This is a genomic window from Desulfosediminicola flagellatus (assembly GCF_005116655.2).
In the GTDB taxonomy this organism is placed as follows: Bacteria; Desulfobacterota; Desulfobulbia; order Desulfobulbales; family Desulfocapsaceae; genus Desulfopila; species Desulfopila flagellata.
Genome location: NZ_CP050698.1, coordinates 5,439,818 through 5,459,404 on the forward strand (window position 1 = coordinate 5,439,818; position 19,587 = coordinate 5,459,404).

Annotated in this window: 18 protein-coding genes; 11 read left to right on the top strand and 7 right to left on the bottom strand. The window is 45.7% G+C overall.

The window, feature by feature from the left end; all coding sequences use genetic code 11:
* Window positions 1-6: 6 nt before the first annotated feature.
* On the top strand, window positions 7-672 hold the full coding sequence (locus tag FCL46_RS22490) for a nitroreductase (RefSeq protein WP_136809366.1): 666 nt from the start codon (window positions 7-9) through the stop codon (window positions 670-672).
* Window positions 673-780: 108 nt separating this feature from the next.
* On the opposite strand, the gene FCL46_RS22495 is transcribed toward FCL46_RS22490, so the two are convergent.
* From FCL46_RS22495 to FCL46_RS22510, 4 genes are all read right to left on the bottom strand, one after another.
* Window positions 781-1,776 carry a glycosyltransferase gene (locus FCL46_RS22495; RefSeq protein WP_136809367.1) on the bottom strand — a complete coding sequence of 332 codons (996 nt, stop codon included), beginning with the start codon at window positions 1,774-1,776 and terminating at the stop codon, window positions 781-783.
* Between the two features lie 571 nt (window positions 1,777-2,347).
* Entirely contained in the window at window positions 2,348-3,481 is a 1,134-nt protein-coding gene (cydB, locus tag FCL46_RS22500; RefSeq protein ID WP_136809368.1) for a cytochrome d ubiquinol oxidase subunit II, read from the bottom strand.
* 1 nt (window position 3,482) lies between these two features.
* Window positions 3,483-5,015: a cytochrome ubiquinol oxidase subunit I gene (locus FCL46_RS22505; protein WP_136809369.1), complete on the bottom strand. Its 1,533-nt coding sequence runs from the start codon at window positions 5,013-5,015 to the stop codon at window positions 3,483-3,485.
* 21 nt (window positions 5,016-5,036) lie between these two features.
* A complete protein-coding gene (locus tag FCL46_RS22510) occupies window positions 5,037-5,258 on the bottom strand; it encodes a DUF4492 domain-containing protein (protein WP_420811292.1) in 222 nt (73 codons plus the stop codon).
* A gap of 274 nt (window positions 5,259-5,532) precedes the next feature.
* Here FCL46_RS22510 and FCL46_RS22515 point away from each other — a divergent pair, with 274 nt between their 5' ends.
* Window positions 5,533-6,657: a LeuA family protein gene (locus tag FCL46_RS22515; protein ID WP_167505999.1), complete on the top strand. Its 1,125-nt coding sequence runs from the start codon at window positions 5,533-5,535 to the stop codon at window positions 6,655-6,657.
* A gap of 565 nt (window positions 6,658-7,222) precedes the next feature.
* Here FCL46_RS22515 and FCL46_RS22520 read toward each other — a convergent pair.
* The 3 genes from FCL46_RS22520 to nifA form a co-directional block, all read right to left on the bottom strand.
* Complete coding sequence (locus FCL46_RS22520; protein WP_136809372.1) at window positions 7,223-7,561, bottom strand: P-II family nitrogen regulator; 339 nt, start codon at window positions 7,559-7,561, stop codon at window positions 7,223-7,225.
* Between the two features lie 18 nt (window positions 7,562-7,579).
* A complete protein-coding gene (locus FCL46_RS22525; RefSeq protein WP_420811293.1) occupies window positions 7,580-8,764 on the bottom strand; it encodes an ammonium transporter in 1,185 nt (394 codons plus the stop codon).
* Between the two features lie 1,224 nt (window positions 8,765-9,988).
* The gene (gene nifA / locus FCL46_RS22530; RefSeq protein WP_136809374.1) at window positions 9,989-11,605 is read right to left on the bottom strand and encodes a nif-specific transcriptional activator NifA; all 1,617 of its coding nucleotides are present in this window, start codon (window positions 11,603-11,605) and stop codon (window positions 9,989-9,991) included.
* Window positions 11,606-12,208: 603 nt separating this feature from the next.
* Between nifA and nifH the strand changes: the two genes are divergently transcribed.
* From nifH to FCL46_RS22575, 9 genes are all read left to right on the top strand, one after another.
* On the top strand, window positions 12,209-13,039 hold the full coding sequence (gene nifH, locus FCL46_RS22535; RefSeq protein WP_136809375.1) for a nitrogenase iron protein: 831 nt from the start codon (window positions 12,209-12,211) through the stop codon (window positions 13,037-13,039).
* Window positions 13,040-13,098: 59 nt separating this feature from the next.
* The gene (locus FCL46_RS22540) at window positions 13,099-13,446 is read left to right on the top strand and encodes a P-II family nitrogen regulator (protein WP_136809376.1); all 348 of its coding nucleotides are present in this window, start codon (window positions 13,099-13,101) and stop codon (window positions 13,444-13,446) included.
* Window positions 13,443-13,817 (top strand): P-II family nitrogen regulator, encoded by a 375-nt coding sequence (locus FCL46_RS22545; protein ID WP_136809377.1) that lies wholly within the window; start codon window positions 13,443-13,445, stop codon window positions 13,815-13,817. Before FCL46_RS22540 ends, FCL46_RS22545 begins: the two co-directional genes overlap by 4 nt.
* A gap of 88 nt (window positions 13,818-13,905) precedes the next feature.
* Window positions 13,906-15,543 (top strand): nitrogenase molybdenum-iron protein alpha chain, encoded by a 1,638-nt coding sequence (gene nifD, locus FCL46_RS22550; protein WP_136809378.1) that lies wholly within the window; start codon window positions 13,906-13,908, stop codon window positions 15,541-15,543.
* 99 nt (window positions 15,544-15,642) lie between these two features.
* Window positions 15,643-17,016 (top strand): nitrogenase molybdenum-iron protein subunit beta, encoded by a 1,374-nt coding sequence (gene nifK, locus FCL46_RS22555; RefSeq protein ID WP_136809379.1) that lies wholly within the window; start codon window positions 15,643-15,645, stop codon window positions 17,014-17,016.
* Window positions 17,017-17,178: 162 nt separating this feature from the next.
* On the top strand, window positions 17,179-18,327 hold the full coding sequence (locus tag FCL46_RS22560) for a NifB/NifX family molybdenum-iron cluster-binding protein (RefSeq protein WP_136809380.1): 1,149 nt from the start codon (window positions 17,179-17,181) through the stop codon (window positions 18,325-18,327).
* 13 nt (window positions 18,328-18,340) lie between these two features.
* The gene (locus FCL46_RS22565) at window positions 18,341-18,643 is read left to right on the top strand and encodes a (2Fe-2S) ferredoxin domain-containing protein (RefSeq protein ID WP_136809381.1); all 303 of its coding nucleotides are present in this window, start codon (window positions 18,341-18,343) and stop codon (window positions 18,641-18,643) included.
* 9 nt (window positions 18,644-18,652) lie between these two features.
* Window positions 18,653-19,123: a GNAT family N-acetyltransferase gene (locus FCL46_RS22570; RefSeq protein WP_136809382.1), complete on the top strand. Its 471-nt coding sequence runs from the start codon at window positions 18,653-18,655 to the stop codon at window positions 19,121-19,123.
* Window positions 19,120-19,563 (top strand): HEPN domain-containing protein, encoded by a 444-nt coding sequence (locus FCL46_RS22575; protein WP_136809383.1) that lies wholly within the window; start codon window positions 19,120-19,122, stop codon window positions 19,561-19,563. Before FCL46_RS22570 ends, FCL46_RS22575 begins: the two co-directional genes overlap by 4 nt.
* Window positions 19,564-19,587: the final 24 nt, after the last annotated feature.

Sequence of the window (19,587 nt, forward strand, 5' to 3'; positions counted from 1 at the left end):
CGGCCTATGAATATCACCGATGCAATCCTTCTTCGCAAATCGACTCGCGCCTTTCTTGACAGAGAAGTGGAGAAAGAAAAGCTGATTCGTATCCTCGATACTGCTCGCCACTCTCCATCCGGTGCAAACACCCAACCATGGCAAGTAGCAGTTGTTTCTGGCATCACCAAAGAGAAACTTCAATCTCGCATGCTAGACGCATTCTACACAGGTGCGTCTACAAAAAAGGATTACCACTATTACCCCGAAAAATGGGTCCCTCCTTATAAAGGCAGGCGTACCAGTTGTGGCATGCAGTTATACACTGCACTTGAAATAGAACGACACGACAAAGAACGGCGCAAAGAACAGTGGGCAGCTAATTATCGAGCATTCGATGCCCCGGTTATGTTGCTGTTCTTTATAGATTCTGTGCTGGCCACGGGATCATACATGGACTATGGAATGTTTTTGCAGACATTGATGCTAACAGCTGTCGAGGAGGGACTTGCCACTTGCCCGCAGGCTGCACTTGCTGAATATCCTGACATTGTTCGGGGTATCCTTGGGTATCCTGAAACTGCACTACTTCTTTGCGGTATTGCAATTGGTTATGAAGACAAAGAAGCGCCTGTAAATACGTATCGCACCCCGAGGGAGAATGTCGATGTCTTCACCCGATTCTATACGTAAACAATCGAACACACGCCTCGATATTGGAGCACCTGCTGACTTTTCGGATAGAAGCAAACTTGCCGACACTCAGCACAAGATACCAATGAGTGATACTCCTCAACATGATCAGTCAGCAACTATTTGCTGATAGGCGCGATCATACTCAGTGACAATTTTAGAGAAAGCAAAGTTCGATTTTTTCCTATCTCGAATTTCTCTAAAGTCTTTTGTGTAGGCCGAATAGTTCAGGTATACATCTTCAATTTTACTTGTGAGATTATGTAGTGACGTCTGGAACTGTTCTGGCAGTACTTCGGGAACTGCTCCGACCGGTGTAGAAACCAGGACAGGTGCATAAAGCAACGCTTCCAGCATGACCTTTGGCCCACCCTCTCTATGTGAGGAAATTACTACTACATGAGCATCATGCATCATTTGAGCAATATCCTCCCTGAAACCAAGCAATTGCACTTTATCCTCAAGTCCAAGAGCAAGAATATCCCTCTGCAGAGCTGAATACTCCGGGCCTTCACCTGCTATTTGCAGACGAAATGGAAAACGCAAACCGGCAACCTGCTCTAAAAGTAGATCAAAGCCCTTTATTTTATCCAACCTGCCAACACCAAGCATCGTAAAAACTTCTGACTTCAGGGAAGTCTCGACATGCTCTTCAATGACTCCGTTGTGAATAACCGTGACATTGCCACCACTACTGGATCGTATCGACTCACGCGCCTTTTCTGATACTGTAGTAACCCATTTTATTCTGTTAAATATTCGACCCTTTCTATCATTATGTTTTGTTCCAAGATGCTTTAACGAACAAAATCTGTTTACTCTGTTCACCAGCTGGGTCGCTTTAGCGGAATGAGTGTGTATCAGATCCGGACGCAACGTATTCAAGGTATTAAAAATTTCATAATGGAGGAATGGATTATTAACAGTGGGGTTCGATTTCAACTCCACCACATTAACATCGGATGAAAAACGATGAGTAAATTGACAGTTTCGTATCACCAGAGCATCAACCTTGTGATGGTCTGCCATGGAGTTCGCCAATTCAACAAACACCTTCTCAGCTCCACCAAAATTCCCTGAAGCCATAAATTGTACAATTCTCATAAAGCACCTGTTTAAGCGAAGTATTCCTCCATAACCAAACGCCTTACCTATCAAACCAACAGCGTCAAAACATGTCCAGAATTATTTGCCTGAGAGTACTTTATCCTTAACAACTTGTGATAGAGCATAGCAGCGCTATGTCACTCAAGGAGTAACGAAGCCAGGATAGTGAAAAGGACGAGCAGAATTAGACATCTGAGGCATGACATGACAATACCTGTGGCAGGCAGCTCAATCCATCACCACAAACCTAGCCCGCATATTTTATGAAAATCTATCAACAAAGTTGTTGCCGAATCTGATTACGGCACAAGAATTAAACGATTTTTACTACTGGGTTATGGAAACCTGCGGAAGGAGGCATTGCAATACAACAAAAGAGCCGGTTCCTTTTCAGGAACCGGCTCTTTTTACTGCTCATGCGTTTTATTCAGTATCGTTTTACAATTGATCGGCCTTCTGCAACGCCAGAATTGCCCCTCTATACGAAAAAAACACAACTCCGACCCAACCAATGAGTAATGCGGATATCATAGTGCACTCCTTATATGAATTTTCAATGGATTCGTCACTAATACGCTTTCTTGTTAGTGATGTCTGCAACGGTAAGCTGTCGTGCATCCATCTGACGCCATACCCAGACAATGTAGGCGAGGACAAATGGTATCAGCATCGCAACATATGTCATCGCTGTCAGGGTATAATGGCTTGAAGAAGCATTGTAAATTGTAAGGCTCGATTGTAAATCAGCCTTTGATGGGTAGAATGGCGTGTTGTTAAAACCGGCTGTGAAAAATATTGCCAGACCAACAAGCACTGTTCCAAGACCGGCAGGCCAGATACCTCTTCTGCTCGACAGGAAACTGGTCAAGACAACACCACCTATAACAAGCACAAGACCAGCCAGTAGCAAACCCAGGACAATCGGCATTGCAAGCAGGTTGCCAAGGTATTTGTTTGCCACCATCGAAACAACACCTGTTTCATTAAAACCGTAACCGTCCATTAGCAGCAGGCTACCAAGGATGTAAAGCAGGAATGGCAGAGCGCATACAAGGTTTGTCAGACATGCTCTTCGCAGACGCGCTTCAAACTGAGGCATACCTGCAAAATCTATATTATTAATCAGATACATAGAGCCGAGTACACGGGCATTGAATACCAGGAACAGTCCCATGGAAAGGTTAAAGAGCGATAATGCTGCTTCAAGTCCTCTAAATGGAGTTGTCCAGCTTACCCGATTAAAATCATCAAGAACAAAGTTGGAGCCTGTAAAAAAGGTTCCAACCGCAGCACCAATCAGCAGGATACCAACTGAGCCGTTAATTAAAAGAAACAGTTCATAGGTTTTAGGGCCATAGGTATTGCCCGGTTTTTTACGGAACTCATAGCTTACTGCCTGCAGGATGAAGGTAAACAAAATTAACATCCACACCCAGTAGGCACCACCAAAACTTGTTGCATAGAATTTGGGAAAAGCGGCAAAGAGCGCACCACCAAAAAGAACCAGAGTAGTGAACGTCAACTCCCATTTCATGCCCAGTGAATTGATGACGAGTGCTTTTTCGGTATCTTCCTTCGCGACCTGCCAAAGCAGAGTCTGACCACCCTGAACAAACGTGAGAAAGAGAAACAACGATCCGACCACTGAGGCCAGTATCCACCATATCTGCTGTAAAAGTACAGTATCAAGGCTTCCTATCATGTTAAATGCCCTCCGGTCCGATTTTGATCTGTTTCAGCATAATTCTAATCTCAGCAATCAGCAGAAGAGTAAAAACAGCCAGGAACATGAAGAAGGTTATCTGAACATTGCTCGCAGCAATATTTGTCGGTGCAACCCCTACTGGCAATAGATCCTGAATTGCCCAAGGCTGGCGACCCACTTCAGCAACAACCCAACCGGACTGAGAAGCTATGAGGCCCAGAAAGAACGACGGGAAGCCAAGAATATGGAGCCATTTTTTATCCTCAAGCGTACCTTTGATAGAATAGATAAGATTCAGCAGGAAGATCAAACCAAACAGTGTTCCGAGAAAAACCATTATATGAAAGGCATAAAATGTTAAACCAACTGGTGGAACAGTATCTTCCGGTTTTTCCAGATAGCCATAACCAAGATAATCCTGGTTGATCTTAAATTTCTCGAGAGATTCAGCAGCGGCAGTGTCATCCAGTGCTTTTTTCGCCTGCTTGTAGGCAACAAGATCGTTTATCGCAAGTTTACCCCGCTCCATCTTGTCTTCAACTGCCATGATACCGTACTCTTCGTTACCATATACCAGGTCATTAATACCTGGGACAAAAGAGCCGAACTCACGGTTTGCAAGCAAACCGAGCGCACCCGGTATTTTTATCTCAAAATCAAACGCTTTAAGATCGTCACCCGGATTTTTTTCACTATTTAGAACGCCAAATGCCACTAAGCCTGCATTGACCTCACCGTCCCACAGTCCTTCGTATGCCGCCAGTTTCATAGGCTGAGTAGTTGCTGTCGCATATGCAGACTCATCTCCGTTAAACCCTACATAAAGCGTAGAGAGCAGACCGAAGACCGAAGCAACAAGAATCGATTTTTTTGCCATCTCAATATGACGTCCTTTCAAGAGATACCAGGAAGAAATAGTGATAACAAAAAGCGATCCGACCATAAAGCTTGAGCTTGTGGTGTGGGTAAACTTTGCAATAGCAACTGGAGAAAAGAGAACCTCCCAGAAATTCTGCATCTCAAAACGCGCTGAGTCAGGATTGAAAGCCATACCGGTAGGATACTGCATCCAGCCGTTGGCAACCAGAATCCAGAGGGCAGAAAGGTTAGAACCAATAGCGACCATCCAGGTTGACATCAAATGGAAATTCTTTGAGACACGATCCCAACCAAAAAACATAACCGCAAAAAAGGTTGCCTCTAAAAAGAAGGCGACGATGCCTTCAATAGCCAGTGGTGCACCAAAGATATCACCAACCATCCAGGAATAGTTGGACCAGTTGGTACCAAACTCAAACTCCAGAATAATGCCTGTCGCAACACCTATTGCAAAGTTAATTCCAAAAAGTGTCATCCAGAATTTCGTTATACTCTTCCACTCTTCCCTGCCTGTACGTACATACAGTGTTTCAAAAAATGCGCAGAGAAAAGACAGCCCCAGCGTCAGTGGTACAAAAATCCAGTGATACATTGCCGTCAGCGCAAACTGAGCTCTCGCCCAGTTAACCATGACCAGATCAATCTCACCCATAAACCTGTCCTCCGTTAGTGTTTAATTTCTACCGGGCTTGGTGATTTGTTCAATCACATAATCCGCCCGCTCTTGATCTGTCGAAAAATTTGTTTTGAGATAGTTTGGGAAGAAAAATAATTTGAGCACGGCAAACATAACAACAAGTTTTATAATGATTATTTTCCAGAGCGTTTTACCCAACGTCATCCTGGAGAATCCTTCTTTGTAAAACCTGAAAATTTTTACCGGATAATTCTGCATCATATACTTTCCTCACAGCCTCACTGAAACCGAAAAAAATCTGTTACTAAACACTCTATTATTTTGTGTTTCAGCAGATTAACCACTCACAACCTGACAAATCAAGCGATTCGTTTAATTTTGCAATTCGAGTAATATAGCTTACCGACCAGAGGCCGTCAATAATAATTATCATTTACAGTTAGAATAGTATTTGTCTCCAGTAAGCTAAAATTGTTAGCCTTCCAGGCATTATTATTGCTGTGTTTTATTTAAACACAACATGGAGTCTCAAATGCTACAAAATTGTAAAATTATTGACACAACCTTACGAGAAGGTGAGCAGACACCCGGAGTTCTATTTAAGGTGGAAGAAAAAAAGGCTATTATTGATCAACTTGCTGCAATAGGCATACAGGAAGTTGAACTTGGTATCGCCAGTCCATTAAACAGTTGCCTGCCTGAGTTAATAAAGCATTGCAAAACTACATGGCCCGAACTCCAGACCTCGGTCTGGTCGAGGTGCAAGGATGAAGACATTAGATATTGTGCTCAACTTAAACCTGACGTCATCTCCCTTTCTATCCCGACTTCAGATCTTCACCTCTATGACAAAATGTCAAAGGACAGGAACTGGGCAGCCATTACTTTACAAGAAAGCATACTGCTGGCTGGCAATCTGGGAATAGAAAAAATATCTGTCGGTTTTGAAGACAGCCTCAGGTCAGAGCCGATGTTTTTACTCAACATGGCAAAAACAGCAGAAGCTGAAGGTGCATTTCGGATACGGATTGCAGATACTGTAGGCTCAGCCACACCTGCCACAATAAGTGCCCTAATCAAGAAGCTTAAGGAAAACCTTACAAACAGTGAACTAGGCGTTCATACTCATAATGATTTCGGCATGGCAACCGCAAACGCCATAAGTGCAATTGAAAGTGGCGCAATATGGGCAGATGCAACAGTTCTTGGGCTGGGAGAGCGCTGCGGTTGCGCAAGCCTTGAAGAACTGACCGGGTTCCTTCACCTTATTGGAGGCCACCCAGCATTTAACACCAGAGAGCTCTCGCCTCTGGCACAACATATTGCGCACCTTACCTCAAGGCCTATTGCCGGCAACAGGCCGGTAATAGGCCAGGATATTTTTACCTGCGAAACAGGATTACACATACAGGGCCTTCAGAAAAATCCGAGAACCTACGAACCGTTTAGTCCTGAAAAAACCGGTAGCCATAGAAAACTACTTTTTGGTGCAAAAACAGGCAAAAGAGCCCTGATGCATCATGTTAACTCTCTGGGTTTTGAGGTGGATGAACACATCGTAGTGGAAGAACTTAAAATACTGCGTCAGAAAGCAGGGGTCGCTGCCAGTTCAGTGAGCGATGCAGAACTGGCAGCGACATTTCAACGTCACCAGTAATAGTTGGAACTCAACACCCTGTATTACTTTCTGTGACGTCAAACGACCGGATAATAACATAAGCATTAGAATCAGCCTGAAGACCTCGCTGGAATACACACCGCAAATCACTCGTGCAACCAAAATCGTGAGGCTTCCCGCAGCCAGTTGCTTCAAAGGCTGACAGGAATTTCCTCAACCTTCGACAAACTGAATTAATAAGAAATCCGGATTTGAACAGAACCACCACGCCACCTCATTCCAGCGAACCAATCTCAAAGCTCAGATCAGACCAATAGTTTTATAGCCAACTATAGTGTTCGTTTTACCTGAACACGTTACCAACGAGTATCTGAAGTTCTACAATCAATAAATCCATGTCAGCACTTCAATAATATTCCTCGCATCGTCTATGGATGACCTCCTGACACATCGTGTTATCTTAGAAAAACGTTCACTTGCGTATACCCTCCTAACGCCTAACTTCGGATCCAATAGACATTACTGCACAACAAAAAAGCCCCTGTCCGAAGACAGGGGCTTTTTTGTTACAGCTGGAAGGTTTTGCTTGCTGGTTGTACTTTTTCTAAATTGCTTCTTTACCTCTTTCACCGGTTCGGATTCTCATCACATCCTCAACCGGCAGGACAAAAATCTTTCCGTCTCCTATTTTGCCGGAGTTAGCAGCGTTGCGGATAGCTTCTACAACCTTTTCTGCTACTTCACTGTTTACGACCAGTTCAATTTTTGTCTTTGGGTTAAACTCTACATTATATTCAGCACCGCGATATACTTCCTTGTGCCCTTTCTGGCGTCCATAACCTTTTACTTCTGAAACTGTCATTCCGGCTATGCCGAGGTCCGTTAGGGCCTCTTTTACACTCTCAAGCTTGAAGGGCTTGAATATTGCCTCGATTTTCTTCATTGTATTGATCTCCTAGTATCAGTCTTTGGTAAATTCCGGATATGCGTCAAGTCCACACTCAGAGATGTCGCAACCTTCAAGCTCTTCTTCTTCAGTTACACGGATACCCATTACGGCTTTCAGTACCAACCATACTGCAAAGCTTGTGGAGAAGACCCAGGAGAATATCACTGCGATACCGGTGAGCTGTGCTATAAGAGATCCTTCAGGATTTGTAAATGATACCGCCAGCAGTCCCCAGATTCCGACAACACCATGAACTGAGATTGCACCGACAGGGTCGTCAATTTTCGCTTTATCAATGAAAACAATAGCAGCAACAACTATCAGACCACCGATCGCACCAACCAGAGTCGCCATAAGCGGAGTAGGAGTAAGAGGTTCAGCAGTAATTGCTACAAGACCTGCAAGCGCGCCGTTTAATGCCATGGTAAGGTCAGCTTTACCGAACCATGCTCGAGAGAAGAACAGTGCTGCTACAAGGCCACCAGCTGCTGCGGTGTTGGTGTTTACAAAAACCATCGATACTGCGTTTGCTTCTTCAATATTACTGATTTTCAACTCGGAACCACCGTTAAAACCGAACCAACCGAGCCAGAGGATGAAGGTACCAAGTGTTGCCATCGGAAGATTAGCACCTGGAATTGCGTGAATCTTTCCACCAACATACTTACCTTTACGTGCTCCAAGAAGTAAAACACCGGCGAGTGCTGCTGAGGCGCCACAGAGATGAACGACACCGGAACCGGCAAAGTCAAGGAAACCAAGAGCGTCAAGAAAACCTCCGCCCCACTTCCAGTAACCCTGCACAGGATAAATAAAACCACACATTACAACTGCAAATGCAAGGAATGCCCAGAGTTTCATACGTTCAGCAACAGCACCCGAAACGATTGACATAGCGGTCGCAACGAAAACCACCTGGAAGAAAAAGTCTGACATTTTAGAGTAATACGTCTCTCCATTGCTTGCCAGAACATCAGCTGCCGTATGGTCAGCACCGAGGAAGAAACCAAAGCCTGGAATTATTCCACTGCCGTCACCGTACATAATGTTATAACCAACAAACATGTACATAATACATGCGATTGAGTATAGCGCGACGTTCTTTGTTAAAATCTCTACAGTATTCTTGCTGCGGACAAGGCCAGCCTCAAGCATTGCAAAACCTGCGGCCATCCACATGACCAGAGCACCTGACATCAGAAAGTAAAATGTGTCTACCGCGTAGGCCAGGTTAATCAGGGTGTCACCAACGCTGGCTTCCTCGGCTAGAGCCGGACCAGCTATGGCCAGGGAAGCAAGTAATGCTGCCCCCCCCCAGTACGTTCTTTTCTTCATTTTTAAGCTCAATTTCACGACAATCCTCCTTGTGGTTAATACCTGCCCTTTTCCATTAGTGTGAAGCAGCAGAAGTGGTGATCAACAAATTTGTATTTCTATTACAAGCTTCGTGCCAGCAGACATTAAATAATATTTACCACATAGATTACAGATGCTTAACAGCACATTACACTGTAAAACTGACCATTTGAGCTTTTACACAATGCTTACATTTTGGTCAATTCATGACATATTTTATTACAGATTTGTAATTTTTATCTTTGGCACTGAATTCAACCAGAACATCTTTCGGCTCAATATTGCATAGTGGAGAAATGCTATTCTATCACCGTCATGGTGGATGGAGCAAACCACTCCACCCTTAAAAACCATCGATTTTACTGGCAATACTTACAAGACAAGCCTATGACGTTGGTATGTATGATTCACCATAAGATCACATATAGTCATATTTAGGTTTTTCCTGATCAGAAAAGAGGAGGAGGCAAACGACCCGTCAAGTTCACGAGTCTTGCAGGTCTCACGACAATGTATCGAGAGTGTAGCTCTGGGAAATTATCGTACGCACATAAAAATCATACGACTCTGTATGGCTTAGCTCTCACTTCATGAGCTTTTTTATTCCAAACTCTACGACATGACTTCATATTGAAAAAATGATCACCTCAAGTAAGCGATTGCTTTTTCGAAGAAAACATCTTGATTTTTAACCTAATTCCGATTCTCGGACAGCCTCAGATGTATAATTCTGTTCGCCTTTTTAACTTCCTGACTTCGTTACCCGTTCTGTTACATAGCGCGGCTATGCTCCATCAATCGTGCCTCGCAGGAAGAGAAAAAGCTTCACATGATAACGACATCTGACACATGACATGAGACTAGCTGGAGACTGGAAATAATGAAATTATATGAGTTACAACGATACATCTGCAATATTGAGAAGATTTTGAGCATTGAGAAATCCGCACCTCTTCTCAGGCAATAAAGAAATCAACGCCTGGAGACGTTAAAGTCACGTTCCTGCAGAAGAGGTACACTCAAAATGGAGGTGGTAGCTAAAAGCACAGTCACACCTATGGGAAACTATCGATAAGTATCAAGGCGTGAAAGACCGTACTTTTTTATCCGGTAACCTATCTGCCGCTGGGTTAAACCAAGTTCTTTGGCAGCTCTTACCTGCACCCAGCCGTGACGACGCAGGGCAGCTTCAACTTCATCCTTTTCTATATCATGAAGGGATTTCCTTCCAGGCTGCTGTACTTCGATTGCGGCAGCAGGGGCAGAAGCCAATGGAACCTCCTGTTCAACAGCCAGCCTGCCGGAGCCATTCCTCCAGGCAAGAACACCAGGAGTCAGATCTGACAAAGTTAGCCGATCTCCTTCTGCAAGAATAACCATACGCTCTACTATATTCTGCATCTCACGAACGTTACCCGGCCATGGATAATCCATCAAAAAATCAAGAAGATCCGAGGTAAGCAGAAGGTTCTTGCTATTCCGCTGGTTACTCGTGCTTAAAAAATGATTTAACAATAAGGGAATGTCTTCCAACCGCTCTCTCAGAGGTGGAAGCACTATAGGAACAACATTCAGTCTGTAATACAAATCAGCTCGAAAATTACCCTGCTCAACCGCTTGTTCGAGACCGACATTAGTAGCTGCGATGATACGGACATCCACATCCATGGTTTTTCCACCGCCAATCCTTTCAAACTGCTTTTCCTGGAGAACACGAAGCATTTTGGCCTGTAACGCCAGTGGCATTTCACCAATCTCATCCAGAAATATTGTACCATTATCTGCCAGCTCAAACCTGCCTGGCCTGGTTGCATGCGCCCCCGTAAATGCACCGCGCTCATGACCAAACAACTCACTCTCAAGAAGAGTTTCAGGCAGAGCTGCGCAGTTTACCTTAATAAACGGTTTATCCCGACGTCCACCTGATTCATGTACGGCGCGTGCAACTAACTCCTTTCCGGTTCCGGACTCTCCCAGAAGCAACACCGTAACCGCGCTGGTCGCGATCTTTTCTATAATAGAGTAGACATCGCGCATCGGTTTCGAGTGCCCTATTATAAAGTGACCTTTATGTCTACTGTGCAGCTTTGCCTTTAAAGACCGGTTTTCTTCCTGGAGTTTCGCTTCCTTTCGCTTAATCTCTTCATGCAAAGTTATAAACTGGGCGATAAGCGTCGCCAGAACAGTGAGAAAACGAACATCCTCTTCAAAGGAGACATCACGACCAAACAATCGATCAACACTCAAAACCCCGACAGGCACATCTTTTAAAAGCACAGGTACACCGAGGAAGGAGAGCCGCTCTTTACCTAAGGGTGGCCGCGAACCGGTTCTATTCAGAAATAGCGGTTCACTGTGTATATCAGGGACAACGAAAGGAGATTTGGTCAGAAATATTTTTCCGCAGACACCTTCGTTTGGCTTATACACACCTCGCAATTCCTCCTCTTCTGTCAGGCCACAACTCGCTCTGATAGTCAGGCGCTGAGTGTTTTTATCTAGTAACAAAAGTGTTGCCCGCTGCATTCGCATTGTGTCATGCAGTACTCTCAAGATCGAGGCCAATGTTTGATCAAGATCAACTGCCCGGCCTATGAGCTTAGTTATTCTATGCAATGCACGCAGTTCAAGCCCCTGCGTCGACTCTTTTCTCTGCAAGAGAGCTGATATATCATTATCCATTGCGTATTCCTCTGTGACTGTGATGAGTTTTATATATGATATTCTAAAAGCTAGAAAAGAATTCCCCCTTACAGAGCACACCTCCTTCAAGAGTTGACGCTCTGCCATCCCAGCAAGCAATTTTCGATCCACCCCTCTAACAAAGGACCAACAGAACAAATATTAAGCAAATTATTCAATTACTTAGAACCTTAAATAAATTACGTCCACAGCATCTAGAAAACAAACAACGTCTCACCAATGTAAATTTTCTCTACATTCTCGTAAGATTTTTAAATTGGTTACACTCGCTATTTTCGCCCCCGCCTTCAAGCAACACTGTTACACAACGACATTTTTGTAGGAATATCTACAAAACAGCGTCTCTTTGTTACAGAGTGTCATGTTCAGCAAACTCCCCATCCCACCACAAACTAACAATTCATATTACTGTTATTACTATTATTATTTTTTTTGAACAACAAGTGGCACAGCCTTTGCCTTAGAAGAGACAACAGATCGCACAATCAGCAAACCGTTACTTACAAAGAAATTCACAAACAGAATTTAAGCGGTTTATCACAGCTGCAATGAAGCACTACATATCTGCAAAAGGAGATCACAATGCGAAAAGTTGCAATTTATGGAAAAGGCGGAATCGGAAAATCTACAACAACACAGAACACAGTTGCCGGCCTTGCTGAAATGGGCCGCAAAGTTATGGTAGTCGGCTGTGACCCTAAAGCGGATTCCACCCGCCTTCTGCTCGGTGGTCTTGCTCAGAAATCGGTTCTCGATACTCTCCGCGAAGAAGGTGAGGACGTTGAACTTGATGACATCCGCAAAGCAGCTTACGGCGGATCATGGGCTGTTGAATCAGGTGGCCCTGAGCCTGGAGTAGGTTGCGCTGGCAGGGGTATTATCACTTCCATCAACATGCTCGAGTCCCTCGGTGCCTATGAAGAGTGTGAAGGACTTGATTATGCATTCTACGACGTACTTGGTGACGTTGTATGCGGTGGTTTCGCAATGCCGATTCGCGATGGTAAGGCGGAAGAAATCTACATCGTCTGTTCAGGTGAGATGATGGCCATGTATGCGGCAAACAACATCTGTAAAGGTATCATGAAGTACGCGCAATCCGGTGGTGTTCGACTGGGTGGCCTTATCTGCAACTCCCGTAATGTTGACAACGAGAAAGAGATGATCGAAGAGCTTGCTGCTAAACTCGGCACCCAGATGATCTACTTTGTTCCACGTGACAACGATGTACAGCGTGCCGAGATCAATAGAAAAACCGTTATTGAATGGAACCCTGAGGCACCGCAGGCCAACGAATACCGCGGCCTTGCCAAGGCAATTGATGATAACACAGATTTTACGATCCCAACCCCTCTGGAAATTGAAGAACTCGAACAGCTGCTACTCGACTTCGGTCTGCTGGAACAGGCATAGCCCGAACGTTTAAAAAACAAAAAAGACACGGTAATTACAGGTAATTGAGGAGATTTACAATGATGATCATGATTCGAGCCATTGTCAGACCAGAGAAAGCGGACGACGTTCTTGCATCCCTTATGGACGCGGGTTTTCCAGCAGTAACCAAATACTCCGTAGCAGGCCGGGGTAAACAGCGCGGTATCAAGATTGGTGAAGTTACTTACGATGAGATTCCTAAGACCATGCTGCTGAGCGTTGTTAAAGCAGAAGACAAAGACTTTGTCATCAACACCATCATGGACGCAGCCCGATCAGGAACGAAAGGTGCTTTTGGTGATGGTAAGATTTTCGTGACTGAGGTTGAGGATGTCTACACCATTAGCTCAGGAGTCAAGGAAGCCACCGAGGAGGTTGCAGCATGAAAGAGGTAATTGCGGTTGTTCGGATGAATATGATGAACCGCACCAAAGCAGCTCTTTCCGACGCCGGTATAGCGGCATATTTCGCCCATGAAGCGCAAGGGCGTGGACTTGGATTTGTTAATCCTAAATTGCTGGAAGGTGTGGAGCAGGGCTACGAAGAAGCTGCAGAACTGCTTGGTGAAAAAGGCAAACTCTATCCAAAACGTATGGTCACAGCTGTAATCGAAGATGACCAGGTGGACGATGTTGTTCAGGCGATCATAGAAGCTAACAAGACGGGCAAACCTGGTGACGGCAAGATTTTCATCCTTCCTCTAGGGGATGCAGTACGTGTCCGCACCGGTGAGAAGGGAACCAAATCGATCAGCTGATTTCGAGTTTGAAACGTACCATACGAATACATATTTGAGAGGGGTAGTTCCTGTCACGGACATCAACTTGCCCCTCAAGGAGATTGACATGGGAAAAGCACAGAAAACTGTGCAGTGGGATCCCACTGACATTAAGGAAAAGCTGCTGGCGAAGTATCCGCCCAAGGTTGCCAGAAAACGTGCCAAGCAGATTCTTATAAACGAAGCACTGGAGAACTCCACCCCGGAGATCACCGCCAACGTACGAACCATTCCAGGCATTATCACAATGCGCGGTTGCACCTACGCAGGCTGTAAAGGCGTTATCATGGGTCCAACCAGTGATATCGTCAACCTGGTTCACGGACCGATCGGCTGCTCCTTCTACGCCTGGTTAACCCGACGTAACCAGTCGGATGCATCCGGCCATGAAAATGCCAACTTCATCAACTACTGCATGTCTACAGATATGCAGGACTCTGACATCATTTTTGGTGGTGAGAAGAAATTAGAAGCAGCAATCCAGGAAGCATATGACCTGTTTCACCCCAAGGCAATCGCAGTATTTGCAACATGCCCTGTTGGTCTGATTGGTGATGACATTCATGCTGTTGCAAAAAAGATGAAAGAAAAGTTTGGCGACTGTAACGTTTTTGCCTTCAGCTGTGAGGGCTATAAAGGTGTATCCCAGTCTGCTGGTCACCATATCGCTAACAATCAGGTTTTCACTCATCTCGTCGGCAAAAGCGAGACTGAGAAAACTGAGAAATTCAAGATAAACCTGCTTGGAGAGTACAACATCGGTGGTGATGGTTTTGAGATTGACCGCATAATGAAGAAATGCGGCATCACCAACATCGCGACATTCTCCGGCAATGCGACCTACGACCAGTTTGCTTCTGCCAACCAGGCTGATCTGAGCTGCGTTATGTGTCACCGTTCCATCAACTATGTAGCCGACATGCTGGAGACCAAATACGGTATCCCATGGATTAAGGTCAACTTTATTGGTGCCGAGGCAACCGCTAAATCGCTTAGAAAGATTGGTGAATACTTCGGAGATGCCGAACTTATTGCCACAATCGAAAAAGTTATAGCTGAAGAGATGCCTGCGGTTGACGCTGTCATCCAGGATGTGCTTCCCCGAACCACAGGTAAAACCGCAATGCTCTTTGTTGGTGGCTCCCGAGCGCATCACTACCAGGAGCTGTTCAACGAGATGGGTATAAAAACCCTCTCTGCCGGTTACGAGTTCGGCCACAGAGATGACTACGAAGGTCGTCACGTCATCCCCAACCTGAAAGTGGACGCGGATAGCCGTAACATCGAAGAGATCCACGTCGAGGCCGATCCTGAATTATACAACCCTCGTAAAACTCCCGAAGAAATCAAAGCACTTGAAGACAAGGGCTTCGAATTCAGGGATTACGACGGACTTATTCCGGACATGGACAAAGGCACTCTTATTCTCGATGACCCGAATCAGTATGAAGCGGAAAAACTGGTTGAGCTGATGAAACCGGATCTTTTCTGTGCAGGTATTAAGGAGAAATTTTCCATCCAGAAGCTTGGCGTGCCGATGAAACAGCTGCACAGCTACGATTCTGGCGGACCATATGCGGGCTTTGTTGGAGCAGTCAACTTTTATAAAGAAATCGACAGATTGGTCAACAGCCGGGTGTGGGGTTATATGAAAGCTCCATGGCAGGAAAACCCCGAGCTATCTGCAACCTATGTTTGGGAATAAATTCAAAAGTATAAAGGCACCTTTCAGTTCTGCACCTTCCAACATTATAGATATTGATGGAGGAGGTAGCGCTAAAGGTTGCCTTAAGAAGGTATCGCCATGCTATTGAGACATACACCAGAAGAAATAACAGAGCGAAAGGCTCTGATGATTAACCCGGCCAAGACCTGCCAGCCGATCGGCGCAATGTACGCTGCACTCGGAATCAAGGGATGCCTACCACATAGTCACGGTTCCCAGGGTTGCTGTGCATATCACAGATCTGCACTCACCAGGCATTACAAAGAGCCGATTTCAGCCGCAACCAGTTCTTTTACAGAGGGCGCTTCCGTATTCGGCGGCCAGGCCAACCTGTTGCAGGCTATAAACAATATTTTTACCGTGTACGAACCGGAAGTCATTGCCGTACACACCACCTGTCTCTCAGAGACCATCGGTGACGATCTGCCTCAGATTTTCGATAAGGCGATCAAAGACAAAAAAGTCCCTGAAGGCAAAACCGTACTCGGTGCTCCAACTCCAAGTTATGTCGGCTCACACGTAACCGGTTTTTCAAACATGGTCAAAGCCATGGCCAAACTGGCAACACGCAGTGGCACCAAAAACGGCAAAGTAAACATCATTCCAGGCTGGGTTGAACCCGCCGACATGGAAGAGATCAAACGTATTGCAGATATGGTCGGCGTCAAGATCACCATGTTCCCTGATACCGGCGGTGTACTTAACGCCCCGCTTACAGGCGAGTACAATATGTTCCCTGATGCAGGAACCCCGATTGACGACATCAAGAAAAGTGGTGACGCAATAGGAACCCTGGCACTTGGCGAGTGGTGTTCAGCCGATGCAGCACGTACCCTCGACACTCAGTGCAAAGTCCCCTGCTCGATTCTTGATATGCCTTTTGGTCTGCAGGCTACAGATAGATTTGTTGACGCTCTTAGAAAAGTTGCAGGAACCACAGTACCTGACGAAGTTGCTAAAGAACGTGGTCAGCTCGTCGACCTGATCTCTGATATGCACCAGTATTTTTATCACAAAAAGGTAGCCATTTTTGGCGACCCTGATCAGCTCATCGCCATGACCGAGTTCCTGGTTTCCATCGATATGTGTCCTGTCCATATCGTCACAGGTACCCCTGGCAAGAAGTTTGAAAAACGCATCAAAGAGATCACCAAAGACATGCCGTTTGAAGTGAACGTCAAAGCTGCCGGAGATATGTTTCTCTTACACCAGTGGATAAAGAACGATCCTGTCGATGTTCTGATCGGTAACACCTACGGCAAATACATTGCCCGGGATGAAGACATTCCTTTGATTCGCTGGGGCTTCCCGATTCTTGACCGTCAGGGTCACCAGTACTTCCCGACCGTTGGGTACAAGGGTGGTCTCAGAATGCTTGAGAAAATCCTTGGCGTACTGCTTGACCGACTGGATCGTGACAACCCGGAAGAGAAGTTTGAGCTGGTTTACTAATTATAGAGCCAAACCGCTCATCAGCAATTGCGGATAATAGTACAAGTAAAACAATCCCTGGTGTGCAGGGTGATGGTTAATTCGCTGCTGTTGCCGCCATCACCCTGCACACCAGTTTCCTGACCTGCGTTAAAAATACTTCCAGACAGGAGCGAGGCAATTATGGATACAAGCCCCAAAACAACTGAACGAAGCTGCATCGGACCTGAGCCGCACGCCTCAATTGTTCAGCTACAGGTAGCACCGCGGATAAATCACCGGATACGTTTCAGCGCGCTTGGCACGACAAAACCAACACACATCCTGCCACAAGCTGCTGTGAAAATGGTTTCAGATCTCCGCTCTAAAGGCGCTGCATCAGATAGCGTGTTGATTTACGGCCCTGGCGATCCACTCGCTGACATTGAGCTTAGCCTTGAGTCTATCCTTGCCATTAAAGAGAATTTCCCTGAGATAAACGTCATTGTCAGAACCCTCGGAATTGGCGGGCTTCAGTATGCAGATAAGCTTCGCAAGGCCGGTGTAACAGAAGTTGAGCTGCTGATTGACGGCATGGACCCGATGGTGCTCGAAAACCTGTACGCCTGGATACGACCGGGATTTAAAACATTAAAACTTTCTGAAGCTGCAGAAATATTACATATAGAGCAAACACAATCCATACAGGCATTTAAAGATGCCGGAATGTTTGTTCGGATAGTCAGCACCCTTTATCCGACAGCTAATGATGATCACTTGCTGGTTATGGCAAAAAAGGTTGCTGAACTGGGGGCTGATGAACTGATACTGCACCCCTACTCACCTGAACCTGAAGCGGATATCGTGCTGCCTGAGCCCGAGCAGAAAGACGTGCTCAGCCTGATAGATGAGTTGTCTGAAATCCTGCCCTCGCGACAGGGCCGGCCTGCTTCAACAGCAACACCGGAATTAACCACGAGCATCCTGCCAAAACCAGATAAAAACAGACCAAACATTGCCGTAGTAAGCTCAAACGGCATGGATGTGGATCTCCATCTTGGCCAGGCCCCGCAGCTCCTTGTCTACGGACCACGGGATGACGGTCTCAACTGCCTGCTCGAGTGCCGTCCCGCGCCTGCATCTTCTGCTGGCAAAGACCGCTGGGAAATACTCGCCAGCAGTATTCCCGATTGTTTTGCCCTGTTGACAGCCAGCGCCGGTGAGCGTCCCCGACGCATTCTGGACGGTCACGGAATTCAGGTAGTAATTACTCAGGACAATATAAACGGCACCGTTGATCAGCTATACGGTGGCGGAAAGAAATCACGCGGTATGCATTCAAAATCATCATAAAAGGATTACTAACATGGCTACACCGGAAAAACAGATACTTGTCTGTCAGAGTTTCAGAATGAAAGGCGACCCTAAAGGCATCTGTCACAAACAGACAGACGGCTTTCTGCAATATATAGAAGAAGAGATTCTCGATCGCGGTCTCGACATGCAGGTCGTTGCCACAGGTTGTCTGAAGCAGTGCGAATCAGGCCCGGTGATGGTTGTACAACCTGAAAACTGGTGGTTTAAAAGTGTTGACAGCGAAGAAGCTATTGATGCCATTCTTGATGGAATCGAAGATGGTGAACCGGCCGAAGAGTATCTCATTTCGTAACAGACTCGAATGACCATACTTAATGCTACAATCCGGCCTGCAGTTCTTAACGATGTTGATCAAATGATCCTGTTGCTCAAGTCTCTCTTTGAAATAGAGGAGGACTTCATTTTCGATTATGAACGGCAAAAAACCGGGATCACCATGTTATTGAACTCAGGTCGCGGCCTAATACTGGTGGCTGAATACCACAACACGGTAATCGGTATGTGTACAGGCCAAACCGTAATTTCCACCGCAGAAGGTGGTTACAGTCTGCTCGTAGAAGATGTTGTGGTCACGTCAACCTATCGGGGGCAAGGCGTAGGACGCCAATTACTCAGCACCCTGGAAAACTGGGCACAACAGCAAAATATCCACCGCCTGCAATTGCTAGCAGATCGTAATAATACTAACGCGTTATCTTTTTATACTACAACCGGCTGGAAACACACAGAGCTTGTCTGTCTGCGAACCTATACAAATGAGAAATGCAGATGATACCTAACTTTCAGATCCAACCCCGTGAAAACATTATCCAGATAAGTGACTGGCAGGACTATTTTCGTGACGGCGAACAGTTTTTGCGCGTCGTAACAGGTGCAGTAAAAAAACAGAAAAAGACGTTTACGCCTGAGGCGCTCTACAACATCACCGCCATGGCGATTGAAAAATACATCATGGCCTTTCTCATGAAAAACGGTGACCTCGCCGAAAACCACACCATGGGAGATCTCGCTACAGCACTTGAACGCCATACTGGCGAACTTCCCGGCTTACGGGAAAAGCTCGATTTTCTTGATACCTTCCAGGACATATGTGACCTCGAGGAATCACATTACATCCAGCCAAATGAAGAACAGATACTGACAATCCTCGAAATTGGTACAGAAATACAGAGCCTACTCACTCCCCACCTGATTTCAAATGGCGATCTGTAGCCAAAATATTCATCAATTTTCTTT

What these genes read in the sequence shown, in the direction of transcription:
- FCL46_RS22505 (WP_136809369.1), bottom strand. Translation starts at nt 5,015, where the DNA reads ATGGGTGAGATTGATCTGGTCATGGTTAACTGGGCGAGAGCTCAGTTT.
- nifK (WP_136809379.1), top strand. Translation starts at nt 15,643, where the DNA reads ATGCTATTGAGACATACACCAGAAGAAATAACAGAGCGAAAGGCTCTG.
- FCL46_RS22545 (WP_136809377.1), top strand. Translation starts at nt 13,443, where the DNA reads ATGAAAGAGGTAATTGCGGTTGTTCGGATGAATATGATGAACCGCACC.
- nifH (WP_136809375.1), top strand. Translation starts at nt 12,209, where the DNA reads ATGCGAAAAGTTGCAATTTATGGAAAAGGCGGAATCGGAAAATCTACA.
- FCL46_RS22570 (WP_136809382.1), top strand. Translation starts at nt 18,653, where the DNA reads ATGACCATACTTAATGCTACAATCCGGCCTGCAGTTCTTAACGATGTT.
- FCL46_RS22510 (WP_420811292.1), bottom strand. Translation starts at nt 5,258, where the DNA reads ATGCAGAATTATCCGGTAAAAATTTTCAGGTTTTACAAAGAAGGATTC.
- FCL46_RS22540 (WP_136809376.1), top strand. Translation starts at nt 13,099, where the DNA reads ATGATGATCATGATTCGAGCCATTGTCAGACCAGAGAAAGCGGACGAC.
- FCL46_RS22520 (WP_136809372.1), bottom strand. Translation starts at nt 7,561, where the DNA reads ATGAAGAAAATCGAGGCAATATTCAAGCCCTTCAAGCTTGAGAGTGTA.
- FCL46_RS22490 (WP_136809366.1), top strand. Translation starts at nt 7, where the DNA reads ATGAATATCACCGATGCAATCCTTCTTCGCAAATCGACTCGCGCCTTT.
- FCL46_RS22565 (WP_136809381.1), top strand. Translation starts at nt 18,341, where the DNA reads ATGGCTACACCGGAAAAACAGATACTTGTCTGTCAGAGTTTCAGAATG.
- FCL46_RS22560 (WP_136809380.1), top strand. Translation starts at nt 17,179, where the DNA reads ATGGATACAAGCCCCAAAACAACTGAACGAAGCTGCATCGGACCTGAG.
- FCL46_RS22495 (WP_136809367.1), bottom strand. Translation starts at nt 1,776, where the DNA reads ATGAGAATTGTACAATTTATGGCTTCAGGGAATTTTGGTGGAGCTGAG.
- nifD (WP_136809378.1), top strand. Translation starts at nt 13,906, where the DNA reads ATGGGAAAAGCACAGAAAACTGTGCAGTGGGATCCCACTGACATTAAG.
- cydB (WP_136809368.1), bottom strand. Translation starts at nt 3,481, where the DNA reads ATGATAGGAAGCCTTGATACTGTACTTTTACAGCAGATATGGTGGATA.
- FCL46_RS22575 (WP_136809383.1), top strand. Translation starts at nt 19,120, where the DNA reads ATGATACCTAACTTTCAGATCCAACCCCGTGAAAACATTATCCAGATA.
- FCL46_RS22515 (WP_167505999.1), top strand. Translation starts at nt 5,533, where the DNA reads ATGCTACAAAATTGTAAAATTATTGACACAACCTTACGAGAAGGTGAG.
- FCL46_RS22525 (WP_420811293.1), bottom strand. Translation starts at nt 8,764, where the DNA reads ATGTCAGGTGCTCTGGTCATGTGGATGGCCGCAGGTTTTGCAATGCTT.
- nifA (WP_136809374.1), bottom strand. Translation starts at nt 11,605, where the DNA reads ATGGATAATGATATATCAGCTCTCTTGCAGAGAAAAGAGTCGACGCAG.